The sequence below is a fragment of the Pseudomonas sp. UFMG81 genome (assembly GCF_015354575.1).
Taxonomy (GTDB): domain Bacteria; phylum Pseudomonadota; class Gammaproteobacteria; order Pseudomonadales; family Pseudomonadaceae; genus Aquipseudomonas.
Map to the genome: position 1 here is coordinate 14,390 of NZ_JACAFQ010000008.1, position 12,904 is coordinate 27,293.

Genomic DNA, 12,904 nt, shown 5'->3' on the forward strand with positions numbered 1-12,904 from the left:
CATGCAGCGTGGCCTGAGCCTGATTGAGTTATTGATTGTCGTGGCGCTGATCGGCATGCTGGCGGCCATTGCCTACCCCAGCTACAGCGACCAGCTGCGGCGTGCCGCCCGCAGCGAAGTGGTCGGCCTGCTGCATGAAGCCGCCCTGCGCCTGGAGCAGCACCGCACCCGCGCCGGCGATTATGCCGACAGTGGCCAGCAGCTGACGCCATTGCCCGCGGGCACGCGCTACTACCGTTTGCAGGCTCGTCGCGACAACGACCGCTTCGAGCTGCTGGCCACGCGCCTGCCAGGCGGCTACATGGCGGACGACCGCTGCGGCGACTTCCTGCTCGACCAGGCCGGCGTGCGTGGCAATCCGGGCGGTAGCGACAGTCTCGAACTGTGCTGGGGAAGCTGAAGCGTATTAGGGTGCCTGGGCACCGTGGAATTACTTCAGGTGTTGGATCGAACGATGAGCAAGCAAGTAGTGATTGTCGGCGGTGGCGTCATCGGCCTGCTGACGGCGTTCAACCTGGCGGCCGAGGTCGACCGGGTGGTGGTGTGCGACCAGGGCGAAGTCGGCCGCGAGTCGTCCTGGGCGGGCGGCGGGATTGTCTCGCCACTGTACCCCTGGCGCTACAGCGCAGCGGTGACCGCCCTGGCGCACTGGTCGCAGGATTTTTATCCACAGCTGGGCGAGCGCCTGTTCGGCAGCACCGGCATCGACCCCGAGGTGCATACCACCGGGTTGTACTGGCTGGACCTGGATGACGAAGCCGAAGCCCTGCAATGGGCCGCCCGCGAACGGCGGCCGCTCAGCGCGGTGGATATCTCGGCTGCCTACGACGCGGTGCCGGTGCTCGGCCCGGGCTACCGCCACGCCATCTACATGGCCGGCGTCGCCAACGTGCGCAACCCGCGCCTGGTCAAGTCGCTCAAGGCTGCGCTGCTGGCGCTGCCCAACGTCACCTTGCGCGAGCACTGCCAGATCACCGGCTTCGAGCAACAAGACGGGCGTATCACCGGCGTGCAAACCGGTGAAGGCGTGCTGGCGGCCGATGACGTGGTGCTCAGTGCCGGCGCCTGGAGCGGCGACCTGCTGCGCACCCTGGGCCTTGAGTTGCCGGTGGAGCCGGTGAAAGGGCAGATGATCCTGTTCAAGTGCGCCGAGGACTTCCTGCCAAGCATGGTGCTGGCCAAGGGGCGTTATGCGATCCCGCGCCGCGACGGCCATATCCTGGTCGGCAGCACGCTGGAGCACGAAGGTTACGACAAGACCCCGACCGAGGACGCGCTGCAAAGCCTCAGGGCCTCGGCGATCGAGTTGCTGCCGGCGTTGGCGGAGGCCGAGGTGGTCGGGCATTGGGCAGGCCTGCGCCCGGGGTCACCCGAAGGCATTCCGTACATCGGCGCGGTGCCGGGGTATGCGGGGTTGTGGTTGAACTGCGGGCATTACCGCAATGGGCTGGTGCTGGCGCCGGCGTCATGCCAGCTGTTCAGCGACCTGCTGCTGGGGCACGCGCCAATCATCGACCCTGCACCCTACGCGCCAGCGGGGCGCTTGGGCTGAGATTGCCGGGCCCGCTTTGCGGGCCTTTCGCTGACATGTAGGAGCGGCCTTGTGTCGCGAAAGGGGTGCGTAGCGCCCCCTGGATCTCGAATACACCTCAAGATCGCCGGGGCCGCTTTGCGGCCCTTTCCGGCCGGTCCGGCGCCCCGGCAAGGCCGCTCCTACAGGAGAAGTGCAAGCCTTGAGGTGGGGGCATGCCGGCGAAAAGGCCGCAAAGCGGCCTCCGTCAGCCCTGCCGCCCAGGCCCCTGTTCCAGGTGCTGCTGGCTGCAATAGAACTCCTTGCCCAGCTGCAGCGCCCGGTCATTGGGCAGGTGCACGCCGCAATGGGCGCAGCGCACCATCCGCAGCGGGTCCTCGAGGCGAGGCTCGGCGGGCGATTGCTGGCTGGTCTTGAACTTGCGCCACAGCCAGAACGCGGCGGCGATCAGGGCGATCCAGAAGAGTAGGCGAACCATTTTTTCCAGCTTGTCGAAATAAAGAAGCCGACAGTCTAGGGCGCGGCCAATAAAAAAGGGAGGCCTCAGGCCTCCCTTTCTCGCAGCGCGATGGATCAGTCGAACAGACCGAAGGTCATGTAGCTGAACCAGGAGCGGTCCTTCTCGGCTTCCTTCGGGCCTTCCGGCAGGATCGGGTCGCCGTTCTCGTCCTTGGGCAGCAGGTCTGCCGGCATCTCCGAACGGGCATCCTGGAACTGACGGACCACGTCCTGGTTGGCGCGGGTCTCGCCTGGCGGCAGCGGGGTCTCGGTTTCGATCAGGCCCAGGGTGGCCTTGGACAGCCACGAGCGCTCATCAGCTTCGCCCTGCTTGGGCACGAACTGGCCATCGACCAGGCTCGGGTGGTCCGGGTAGTTGAGCTTGAGGGTTTCCAGGCTGGTGGCCGCCAGGTCGTCCAGGTGCATCTTCTGGTAGGCCTCGGTCATCACCGCCAGGCCGTCGCCGACGGACGGCGTCTCCTGGAAGTTCTCCACCACGTAGCGGCCACGGTTGGCGGCAGCTACATAAGCTTCGCGGCTCAGGTAGTAGTCGGCCACGTGGATTTCGTAGGCGGCCAGCAGGTTGCGCAGGTAGATCATGCGCTGCTTGGCGTCTGGCGCGTAGCGGCTGTTGGGGAAGCGGCTGGTCAGCTGGGCGAACTCGTTGTACGAGTCGCGGGCGGCGCCCGGGTCACGCTTGGTCATGTCCAGCGGCAGGAAGCGCGCCAGCAGGCCACGGTCCTGGTCGAACGAGGTCAGGCCTTTGAGATAGTAGGCGTAGTCGACGTTCGGGTGCTGCGGGTGCAGGCGGATGAAGCGCTCGGCGGCCGATTTGGCGGCCTCGGGCTCGGAGTTCTTGTAGTTGGCGTAGATCAGCTCGAGCTGGGCCTGGTCGGCGTAGCGGCCGAACGGGTAGCGCGATTCCAGGGCCTTGAGCTTGTTCACGGCGCTGGTATAGCTGGAGTTGTCCAGGTCGGCCTGGGCCTGCTGGTACAGCTCAGCTTCGCTGAGGTTCTCGTCGATGACTTCCTTGTTCGAGGAACAGGCCGCGGTGAGCCCGAGGATGGCGATCAGCAGCAGGTGTTTCACTTGCATGGCGGCTTGCGTCCCTTTGACGGCCGCTGTCTTGGGCGGTGCCGTCCTGTTATGATGAGCGCCCCCGGCCAACCCCGGGGCAAAAGAAGCCGTATTTAACCACAAGCGCGCAGCCGAAACCAAAGGCTGAACGCCCGTCGATTCGAGCATGTCCGAGATCATTCAACTTAGCGCAGAGGTCCCGTCCGAACTGGGCGGCCAACGCCTCGACCAGGTCGCCGCCCAACTGTTCGCCGAGTACTCGCGTTCGCGCCTGTCCTCGTGGATCAAAGATGGCCGCCTGACTGTCGATGGCGCGGTGCTGCGGCCGCGCGACACCGTCCACAGTGGCTCCATCCTGGCACTCGAGGCCGAGCAGGAGGCCCAGGGCGAATGGGTGGCCCAGGATATCGAGCTGGACATCGTCTACGAGGACGACCAGATCCTGGTGATCAACAAGCCCGCCGGGCTGGTGGTACACCCGGCGGCCGGCCACCCGGACGGCACCCTGCTCAATGCCTTGCTGCACCACGTGCCGGACATCGTCAACGTGCCGCGCGCGGGTATCGTGCACCGCCTGGACAAGGACACCACCGGTCTGATGGTGGTGGCCAAGACCCTGCAGGCGCAAACGAATCTGGTCGACCAGCTGCAGAAGCGCTCGGTCAGCCGCATCTATGAATGCATCGTGGTGGGCGTGGTGATTGCCGGTGGCAAGATCGACGCCCCCATTGGTCGTCACGGTGGCGAGCGCCAGCGCATGGCGGTGACCGACGGCGGCAAGCCGGCGGTCAGCCACTACCGCGTGCTCAAGCGCTTCCGTTCGCACACCCATGTGCGGGTCAAGCTGGAAACCGGCCGCACCCACCAGATCCGTGTGCACATGGCGCATGTGGGTTATCCGTTGGTCGGCGACCAGACCTACGGCGTGCGTTTCCGCATTCCGCCGGCCGCCAGCGTGGCCATGGTCGAGGCGGTGAAGAACTTCCCGCGCCAGGCCCTGCACGCACGCTTCCTGGCGCTGGACCACCCAGCCACCGGTGAACGCATGGAATGGGCCTCGCCGCTGCCGGATGATTTCCTCTGGCTGCTGTCGCTGCTCAACGACGACCGCGAGAGCTTTATCGGATGAGTGGGCTGGCGCAGTCGCTGATCTTCCCCGACTGGCCGGCCCCGGCCTCGGTTCGCGCCTGTGTCACCACCCGCGAGGGCGGCGTCAGCCTGCCGCCCTACGACACCTTCAATCTTGGCGACCACGTGGGCGACAGCCCCGCCGCGGTCGCCGAGAACCGCCGCCGCCTCAGTGATGAATTCGCTGTTCAACCCGCCTGGCTCAAGCAGGTGCACGGGTTGGTGGTGGCCGACGCCGACCCGGCCGTGGTCGCCGAAGCCGACGCCAGCTGGACCGACCAGCCCGGTATCGCCTGCACCGTGATGACCGCTGACTGCTTGCCTGCGCTGTTCTGCGACCGCGCCGGTACCCGTGTGGCGGCTGCCCATGCCGGCTGGCGCGGGTTGGCCGGTGGTGTGCTGGAGGCAACCCTTGATCGCCTGGCGCTGGCGCCTGAAGAGGTGCTGGTGTGGCTGGGGCCTGCTATTGGCCCGCAGGCGTTCGAGGTTGGCGTGGAAGTGCGCGATGCCTTTACCGCCGAGCATCCCGAGGCCGCCGCGGCGTTTGTCGAGGGCGAGCGCCCGGGCAAGCTGATGGCGGATATCTACGCGCTGGCGCGGATACGCCTGGCGGCGCGTGGGGTGACTGCCGTTTATGGTGGCGGCTTCTGCACCGTCAGCGACCCGCGCTTCTTCTCTTATCGCCGCACCCCGCAGGGTGGGCGCTTTGCTTCGTTGGTGTGGTTGCAGCCTTGATGACCCTGGGGGCGCTTTGCGCCCCTTTCGCGGCAGCCCCAGCAATCTTGGCTGCTCCACCGGCACTGCTGACCCCCGTCAACCCCGCTAAGCTTGAATCTTCCAGAATCAGCCTTATCTATTGGTCATCTCAGGCAGGTTCTTCATAAGGTGCTGTCCATCGCTCCGCCTGCCCTTTATAGGAAGGTATCCCCATGCGAATAGACCGACTGACCAGCAAGCTGCAACTCGCGTTATCCGATTCCCAATCCCTGGCCGTGGGCATGGACCACCCGGCCATCGAGCCTCTGCACCTGTTGCAGGCCCTCATCGACCAGCAGGGCGGCTCGATCAAGCCACTGCTGATGCAGGTGGGCTTCGACATCAACAGCCTGAAGAAGGCGTTGAGCAAAGAGCTCGACCAACTGCCGAAAATCCAGAACCCCACCGGCGACGTGAACATGTCCCAGGACCTGGCGCGCCTGCTCAACCAGGCCGACCGCCTGGCCCAGCAGAAGGGCGACCAGTTCATCTCCAGCGAACTGGTGCTGCTGGCCGCCATGGACGAGAACAGCAAGGTCGGCAAGTTGCTGCTGGGCCAGGGCGTGACCAAGAAGGCCCTGGAAAACGCCATCAACAACCTGCGTGGCGGCGAGGCGGTGAATGACGCCAACGCCGAAGAGTCGCGCCAGGCCCTGGACAAGTACACCGTCGACCTCACCAAGCGCGCCGAAGAGGGCAAGCTCGACCCGGTGATTGGCCGTGACGACGAAATCCGCCGCACCGTGCAGGTGCTGCAACGCCGGACCAAGAACAACCCGGTGCTGATCGGTGAGCCTGGCGTGGGCAAGACCGCCATCGCCGAAGGCCTGGCCCAGCGCATCATCAACGGCGAAGTGCCCGACGGCCTCAAGGGCAAGCGCCTGCTGGCGCTGGACATGGGCGCGCTGATCGCTGGCGCCAAGTACCGCGGCGAGTTCGAAGAGCGCCTCAAAGGCCTGCTCAACGAGCTGTCCAAGCAGGAAGGCCAGATCATCCTGTTCATCGACGAGCTGCACACCATGGTCGGCGCCGGCAAAGGCGAGGGCGCCATGGACGCCGGCAACATGCTCAAGCCGGCCCTGGCCCGTGGCGAACTGCATTGCGTCGGCGCCACCACGCTCAACGAGTACCGCCAGTTCATCGAGAAGGACGCCGCTCTCGAGCGCCGCTTCCAGAAGGTGCTGGTCGAGGAGCCGAGCGAGGAAGACACCATCGCCATCCTGCGCGGCCTTAAAGAACGCTACGAAGTGCACCACAAGGTGGCCATCACCGACGGCGCGATCATCGCCGCGGCCAAGCTCAGCCACCGCTACATCACCGATCGCCAGCTGCCGGACAAGGCCATCGACCTGATCGACGAAGCTGCCAGCCGCATCCGCATGGAGATCGACTCCAAGCCCGAAGTGCTCGACCGCCTCGACCGTCGCCTGATCCAGCTGAAGGTGGAGTCCCAGGCGCTGAAGAAAGAAGAGGACGAAGCGGCGAAGAAACGCCTGGAGAAGCTGACCGAAGAAATCGAACGGCTGGAGCGTGAATACTCCGACCTGGAAGAAATCTGGGCTTCGGAAAAAGCCGAGGTGCAAGGCTCGGCGCAGATCCAGCAGAAGATCGAGCAGGCCCGCCAGGAGCTGGAAGCCGCGCGCCGCAAAGGCGACCTCAGCCGCATGGCCGAGCTGCAGTACGGGGTGATCCCGGACCTGGAGCGCAGCCTGCAGATGGTCGACCAGCACGGCAAGACCGAGAACCAACTGCTGCGCAACAAGGTCACCGAGGAAGAAATCGCCGAAGTGGTGTCCAAGTGGACCGGCATCCCGGTGGCCAAGATGCTCGAAGGCGAGCGCGAGAAGCTGCTGAAGATGGAAAGCCTGCTGCATGAGCGGGTGATCGGCCAGGACGAGGCGGTGACCGCCGTGGCCAACGCCGTGCGCCGTTCCCGTGCCGGGCTGTCCGACCCCAACCGCCCCAGCGGCTCGTTCCTGTTCCTCGGCCCGACCGGGGTGGGCAAGACCGAGCTGTGCAAGGCGCTGGCCGAGTTCCTGTTCGACACCGAAGAGGCCATGGTGCGCATCGACATGTCCGAGTTCATGGAGAAACACTCCGTGGCGCGGCTGATCGGCGCCCCGCCAGGGTATGTGGGCTATGAAGAGGGCGGTTACCTCACCGAAGCCGTGCGCCGCAAGCCGTACGCGGTGGTGCTGCTCGACGAGGTGGAGAAGGCCCACCCGGATGTGTTCAACGTGCTGCTGCAGGTGCTCGAGGATGGCCGCCTGACCGACAGCCACGGCCGCACCGTGGACTTCCGCAACACCGTGATCGTGATGACCTCCAACCTGGGCTCGGCGCAGATCCAGGAACTGGCCGGTGACCGCGAGGCACAGCGGGCGGCGGTGATGGACGCGGTGGGGGCGCACTTCCGCCCTGAGTTCATCAACCGTATCGACGAAGTGGTGGTGTTCGAGCCACTGGGCCGCGAGCAGATCGCCGGCATCACCGAGATCCAGCTTGGCCGCCTGCGCAGCCGCCTGCTCGAACGCGAGCTGTCGCTGAGCCTGAGCCCGGAGGCGTTGGACAAGCTGATCGCCGTGGGTTACGACCCGGTGTATGGCGCACGGCCGCTCAAGCGGGCGATCCAGCGCTGGATCGAGAACCCGCTGGCGCAGTTGATCCTCGCTGGGCAGTTCCTGCCTGGTGCGGCGATCACCGCGAAGGTGGAGGGCGACGAGATCGTCTTCGGTTGATGAAAGAACCCCGCTTCGGCGGGGTTTTTTTTGGCGGTTTGCGTGCGCCCAATCGCCGGCAAGCCGGCTCCCACAAGATTAGCGCGATCCCTGTGGGAGCCGGCTTGCCGGCGATAGGGCCCGCCCAGACCCCGCAAACTGCCCGTTTTTCCGGCCTTTCGCATAACTTGCTGAAAATTTTGAAAAAAACGCTTGCACAAAAATCAGAGTGCCCCTAATATTCGCCCCGCTGTCAGGCACTGAGCAGATCGCCAGCAACACCGACGATCTGAAAATAACTTACAAATCAGTAAGTTGAACGAAAAAAAGTGGTTGACAAGCAAAACGAAGAATGTAGAATAGCCGGCCTCAGCAGCGACAACGCGAAAGCGAAGAAGCTAAAGAGTTCGAAGCTAACACAGCCTTCGGAGTTGTACCGAAGTTCAGTTCCGCGATAGCTCAGTCGGTAGAGCAAATGACTGTTAATCATTGGGTCCCTGGTTCGAGTCCAGGTCGCGGAGCCAATCTCGGGGTGTAGCGCAGTCCGGTAGCGCGCCTGCTTTGGGAGCAGGATGTCAGGAGTTCGAATCCCCTCACCCCGACCATTTTCCGGGTCGTTAGCTCAGTTGGTAGAGCAGTTGGCTTTTAACCAATTGGTCGTAGGTTCGAATCCTACACGACCCACCATGTAAAAAGGGCATCTCGACCGAGATGCCCTTTTTCTTTTGCCCGCGATTTATCCCCCCGTCCTTGCTAACCTGTGGCCTTTGCCCGCAGGAGCGCCGCGCCATGCCTTTGAAAGCCAGTGTGTTCATCGCCACCAGCCTGGATGGCTTCATCGCCCGTGAAGATGGCGGCCTCGATTGGCTGATGGGCGCCACCGAGTCAGCCGATGACCATGGCTACGCCGGGTTCATGGCCGGCGTGGACACGCTGGTGATGGGGCGCGGCACCTTCGACAAGGTCATGACCTTCGGTCAGTGGCCTTATCCAGACACCCGTGTGGTGGTGGTCAGCAACAGCCTGCAGCAGTTGCCCGCCAGTGCGCCGGAACACGTCGAACTGCATCCTGGGCCCATCCCTGAACTGCTCGAACATTTGCAGGCCACGGGCGCGAAAAGCCTGTACCTGGACGGCGGCAAGCTGATTCAGGGGTTCTTGCGGGAGGGGCGGGTGAACGAACTGACCATCACCCGCATCCCCGTGCTGCTGGGGCAGGGGATACCGCTGTTCGGCGAGCTGGCGAAGGATGTGCTGTTGCAGCACATGAAGACGACCAGTTACGAGAGTGGGTTCGTGCAGAGCACGTATCGCGTGGTCAGATAAAGCTTGGGGCCGCCTTGCGGCCCTTTCGCGGCACAAGGCCGCTCCTACAGGGGGAACGCGATCTCCTGTAGGAGCGGCCTTGCCGGGGCGCCGGACCGGTCGGAAAGGGCTGCAAAGCAGCCCCAGGATTTCGAAGCCTCAGTGCAGCTTCAGACGAGGCTCGGTCCCGCGCCCAATCTTGCTCCCCAGCATCAGCATCAAGGTGCGGAAGGTCCCGTACAGCGCCATCTGGTGCATGCGGTACAGCGACACATAGAACATCCGCGCCAACCAGCCCTCCAGCTTCACGCTGCCCATCAGGTTACCCATCAGGTTGCCCACCGCCGAGAACCGCGACAGCGACACCAGCGAGCCGTAATCCTTGTACTCGTAGGTCGGCAGCGGCTTGTTCTCCAGCCGCGCCTTCAAGCTCTTGGCCAGCAACGACGCCTGCTGGTGCGCGGCCTGGGCCCGTGGCGGCACGTTGCGGTCGCTGCCCGGCTGCGGGCAGGCGGCGCAGTCGCCGAAGGCGAAGATATTGTCGTCCAGGGTGGTCTGCAGGGTCGGGCGCACCACCAGCTGGTTGATGCGGTTGGTCTCCAGGCCATCGATGTCCTTGAGGAAGCCCGGCGCACGAATGCCCGCCGCCCACACCTTCAGGCTGGCCTGGATCACCTCGCCCGAAGCGGTTTTCAGGCCATCGGCAGTCACTTCGCTGACCGCCGCGTTGGTCATCACCGTCACCCCGAGTTTTTCCAGGGTCTTGTGCACCGGCACGCTGATACGCTCGGGCAGTGCGGGCAGCACCCGCGGGCCTGCCTCGATGATGGTGATATGCATGTCTTTCGGCTGGATCTTGTCCAGGCCATAGGCCGCCAGCTCATGGGCGGCGTTGTGCAGCTCGGCCGCCAGCTCCACGCCAGTGGCGCCGGCGCCGACGATGGCCACGCTGATCTGCTCGCTGGCCACGTCACCTGCGTGGGCGCGCAGGTAGTGGTTGAGCAGTTGCTGGTGGAAGCGCTCGGCCTGCTTGCGGCTGTCGAGGAACAGGCAGTGCTGCGCCGCGCCCAGGGTGCCGAAGTCGTTGGTGTTGCTGCCCACCGCGATCACCAGGGTGTCGTAGCCCAGGGTGCGCGCAGGCAGCAGCTCACGGCCGTCGTCGTCGAGGGTCGCGGCCAGCTGGATCTGCTTGATCTCGCGATCCAGGCCACTCATGCGGCCCATCTGGAAGTTGAAGTGGTTCCACTTGGCCTGGGCCACGTAGTTCAGTTCGTCTTCCGAGGAGTTCAACGAGCCGGCCGCCACTTCGTGCAGCAGTGGCTTCCAGATGTGCGTCAGGTTGGCATCAACCAGGGTGATCTCGGCCTGTTTGCGCTTGCCCAGGGTCTTACCCAGGCGGGTCGCCAGTTCCAGGCCGCCGGCGCCGCCGCCGACAATCACGATGCGATGAGTCATGGGGATATCTCACAAGTTTTACGGAATTCGTGGGCACAAGGCCCGGCCGCAACCGACACGAGGGGAGGGCGAGCGCAAGGCAGCTCATAGCACCAGTCCACTCAGCAGGCGGCTCAACAGGCCCAGACCGATGGTCACGGCCACCACCAGCAACAGGAGCAGCAACGGCCGGAAAGGCTTGCGCTCGACTTGATGCTGGGGGGCGCTCAGATACTCATCGACGCGACGCTGATCTTCAGGATTCAGGCGGCTGGTCATGGTGGGCCTCGTCAGATAGACGTTTGTGACTGCGTGTACGCCACAGCGTTCACGCAAACGCGTGGAACGAATGATAATGCTTTCTATCCTTGGCGCCGAGTGTACGTGATCGCAAAGACACCCGGCACTGGATCAAAGACTGATGCCCACGTCGAACACGATGCTGCGCCCCAGGTTGCCGCGCAGGAAATCCGGCGCGTCGGGGTGGGCGAACAGCACACGGGCGAAGGTCGGCCCCACCAGCGACAGCGACCGCCAGCCCTGGCGCAGGTACTCGGTGGGCGGCGGGAAATGGCTGTTGAGGTCCAGCACTTCGCGCTTGAGGCTGGCGAAGGCGATGATGTCCAGCTCGCCCAGGTCCAGCCCGCGTTCGCGGTAGTTGTGCGATTTCTTGCGCAGCGTCGGTGCCAGGCGCGCCAGCAGTTCCTGCGCGGGTATCCGCCGGGGCCGCTGCTCGCGGCGCACCAACTGCGCCAGGGAGAACGCGCTACGCCGCCGTTGCAGCTCCTCGCGCCATTCATCATTGAGCCGCCGCCCCTCGTCGAGCACGAAGAACACCTCGAACGCCGCGTCGCGAAACAGCACATCCGGCGGTTCCTGCCCGGCCGGGGTGAAGTCCTCGCTGCGGTAGGGGATGTTCAAGCCTTGCAGCAGGCGTTGGCACACCCAACGCTCGCGCTCCCATTTGCGGGCATTGGACAGGAATGCATTGGCTTGTTCGGCCTGGATGGTCAGCAGGCGCAGGTAGTCTGAGTCGTCCATGGGGACAAGCTTAGTCGCTAATCCATGACGGTAAGATGCTGTTAGTGCGCAGGAATCAGCCCAACAGCAACCATTGCTGAACCACCCCCAGCAAATGCAGCAACCCGCCGCCCAGGCAGATCACCGAACTGACCGCGATAAAGCGCCGGCTGCGCCCGGTGCCGGCCAGCAGCAGCGGCCCCAGCAGGCCACGGGTCAGGTACACCAAGGTGATCAGGCAGATCACCGGCAACAGCGCCGGCAGTGGCCGGATCAGCCCGGCTGCCGACAGCGCATAGGCCGACCACACCAGCAGCACGGTCGCGATCGCCAGGGTGATCAGTGCCGGGTAATGGCGCCCTTGCTCCACCGCCCGGGCCATGCGCTCGCCCGCGCCGAACAAGCGGTACCAGCGCGGCCCCACGGCGATCACCGCCAGGTGCAGCACGCCGGCGATGGCGCTGAACGTCGCGCCGAGCAGCAGCGGCAGGTTGAGTCCGTCGGGCATGGGGGCGCGTCCTGCAGCGAATGGAAGCGCCAGCCTATAGCAACCGGGCGACAGGGAGAATGGGTGTAGACTCAGGTTTGTCCACAGGCCTTACAGGGGTATTGCCCAGGTGATCAGCGCACAGGTCTTGTCCAGCACCAGCCTCACCCTGGGCTGGCTCGGTTACATCCCCCTGCTGATCTGGGCCGCCAGCCGCACCCGCTGGGTCGAGCTGTTCACCGACACCCGCCGCCAGCATTTGCTGTTCGGCACGGTGTTCGGCCTGTTCGCCCTGTGGCTGGTGCGTCGCGATTTCGACACCGGTGTGTCCTACCACTTCATCGGCATGACTGCCGTGACGCTGCTGCTGGATTGGCCGCTGGCGATTCTCGGTGGCTTTCTCGCCCAGCTCGGGCTGTTGCTGCTCGGCCGCCAGGAGCTTGCCGCCCTGGGGGTGAACGGCCTGCTGATCATAGGTTTGCCGGTGCTGGTCACCGAGGTATGCGCGATCCTGGTCGAACGCGCCCAGCCGCGTAACCTGTTCGTTTATATCTTCTGTTGTGGTTTTTTCCCCGCCGCCCTGACCGTGCTGGTGTGCCTGATGGCCGGGTTGGGGCTGCTGTGGGTGGACGAACGTTTCGCCATGCCGGAATGGCTCAGCGACTTCGTTGGCTACCTGTGGTTGATGATGTTCCCCGAGGCGTTCATCAACGGCATGGTGATCAGTGCCTTGGTGGTGTTCAGCCCGGAGTGGCTGGAAACGTTCAACCGCACCCGGTATTTGCAGGCGCCGTGGAAGGATGACGAGCGCTGATGTTTTCTGGGGCTGCTCTGCAGCCCTTTCGCGGCACAAGGCCGCTCCTACAACGGATCGCGATCTCCTGTAGGAGCGGCCTTGTGCCGCGAAAGGGCCGCAAAGCGGCCCCCGATCATCAAACCGCCAATCAGCAA

The 12,904-nt window shown here is 64.6% G+C and carries 13 protein-coding genes and 3 tRNA genes; 10 read left to right on the plus strand and 6 right to left on the minus strand.

All coding sequences use genetic code 11. The annotated features are described in order from the left end of the window. Position 1: 1 nt before the first annotated feature. On the plus strand, positions 2-400 hold the full coding sequence (locus IX761_RS08010; protein WP_194789070.1) for a type IV pilin protein: 399 nt from the start codon (positions 2-4) through the stop codon (positions 398-400). A 54-nt stretch (positions 401-454) separates the two neighbouring features. Beyond that, positions 455-1,552, plus strand: a complete 1,098-nt coding sequence (gene thiO / locus IX761_RS08015) for a glycine oxidase ThiO (RefSeq protein WP_194789071.1) — start codon at positions 455-457, stop codon at positions 1,550-1,552. A 226-nt stretch (positions 1,553-1,778) separates the two neighbouring features. Here thiO and IX761_RS08020 read toward each other — a convergent pair whose 3' ends face one another. Together IX761_RS08020 and IX761_RS08025 are read right to left on the minus strand one after the other, a co-directional pair. Next, positions 1,779-2,009, minus strand: a complete 231-nt coding sequence (locus tag IX761_RS08020; RefSeq protein WP_194789072.1) for a PP0621 family protein — start codon at positions 2,007-2,009, stop codon at positions 1,779-1,781. A gap of 95 nt (positions 2,010-2,104) precedes the next feature. Continuing rightward, positions 2,105-3,124 carry an outer membrane protein assembly factor BamD gene (locus IX761_RS08025; protein ID WP_194789073.1) on the minus strand — a complete coding sequence of 340 codons (1,020 nt, stop codon included), beginning with the start codon at positions 3,122-3,124 and terminating at the stop codon, positions 2,105-2,107. Between the two features lie 148 nt (positions 3,125-3,272). Between IX761_RS08025 and rluD the strand changes: the two genes are divergently transcribed. The 7 genes from rluD (at position 3,273) to IX761_RS08060 (ending at position 9,033) form a co-directional block, all read left to right on the plus strand. Then, the gene (gene rluD, locus IX761_RS08030; protein ID WP_194789074.1) at positions 3,273-4,235 is read left to right on the plus strand and encodes a 23S rRNA pseudouridine(1911/1915/1917) synthase RluD; all 963 of its coding nucleotides are present in this window, start codon (positions 3,273-3,275) and stop codon (positions 4,233-4,235) included. Then, positions 4,232-4,969: a peptidoglycan editing factor PgeF gene (gene pgeF / locus IX761_RS08035; RefSeq protein ID WP_194789075.1), complete on the plus strand. Its 738-nt coding sequence runs from the start codon at positions 4,232-4,234 to the stop codon at positions 4,967-4,969. Before rluD ends, pgeF begins: the two co-directional genes overlap by 4 nt. 194 nt (positions 4,970-5,163) lie before the next feature. After that, positions 5,164-7,728, plus strand: a complete 2,565-nt coding sequence (gene clpB, locus IX761_RS08040) for an ATP-dependent chaperone ClpB (protein ID WP_194789076.1) — start codon at positions 5,164-5,166, stop codon at positions 7,726-7,728. A gap of 427 nt (positions 7,729-8,155) precedes the next feature. Further along, positions 8,156-8,231: transfer RNA gene (locus tag IX761_RS08045), tRNA-Asn, on the plus strand. A 4-nt stretch (positions 8,232-8,235) separates the two neighbouring features. Then, positions 8,236-8,312, plus strand: a tRNA-Pro gene (locus IX761_RS08050). Positions 8,313-8,318: 6 nt separating this feature from the next. Beyond that, a tRNA-Lys gene (locus tag IX761_RS08055) sits at positions 8,319-8,394 on the plus strand. 102 nt (positions 8,395-8,496) lie between these two features. After that, positions 8,497-9,033, plus strand: coding sequence for a dihydrofolate reductase family protein (locus IX761_RS08060; RefSeq protein WP_194789077.1), 537 nt, complete (start codon positions 8,497-8,499; stop codon positions 9,031-9,033). A gap of 138 nt (positions 9,034-9,171) precedes the next feature. On the opposite strand, the gene IX761_RS08065 is transcribed toward IX761_RS08060, so the two are convergent. The 4 genes from IX761_RS08065 to IX761_RS08080 all read right to left on the minus strand — a co-directional run bounded on the left by IX761_RS08065 (position 9,172) and on the right by IX761_RS08080 (position 11,974). Continuing rightward, entirely contained in the window at positions 9,172-10,467 is a 1,296-nt protein-coding gene (locus IX761_RS08065; RefSeq protein ID WP_194789078.1) for an NAD(P)/FAD-dependent oxidoreductase, read from the minus strand. Positions 10,468-10,551: 84 nt separating this feature from the next. After that, positions 10,552-10,725, minus strand: coding sequence for a DUF3094 family protein (locus IX761_RS08070; RefSeq protein WP_194789079.1), 174 nt, complete (start codon positions 10,723-10,725; stop codon positions 10,552-10,554). Positions 10,726-10,857: 132 nt separating this feature from the next. Then, entirely contained in the window at positions 10,858-11,487 is a 630-nt protein-coding gene (locus IX761_RS08075) for a DUF1780 domain-containing protein (protein ID WP_194789080.1), read from the minus strand. 55 nt (positions 11,488-11,542) lie between these two features. Continuing rightward, a complete protein-coding gene (locus tag IX761_RS08080) occupies positions 11,543-11,974 on the minus strand; it encodes a hypothetical protein (protein ID WP_194789081.1) in 432 nt (143 codons plus the stop codon). A gap of 109 nt (positions 11,975-12,083) precedes the next feature. On the opposite strand from IX761_RS08080, the gene IX761_RS08085 reads away from it, so the two are divergent. Further along, on the plus strand, positions 12,084-12,767 hold the full coding sequence (locus IX761_RS08085) for an energy-coupling factor ABC transporter permease (RefSeq protein WP_194789082.1): 684 nt from the start codon (positions 12,084-12,086) through the stop codon (positions 12,765-12,767). The last annotated feature ends 137 nt before the right edge of the window (positions 12,768-12,904 follow it).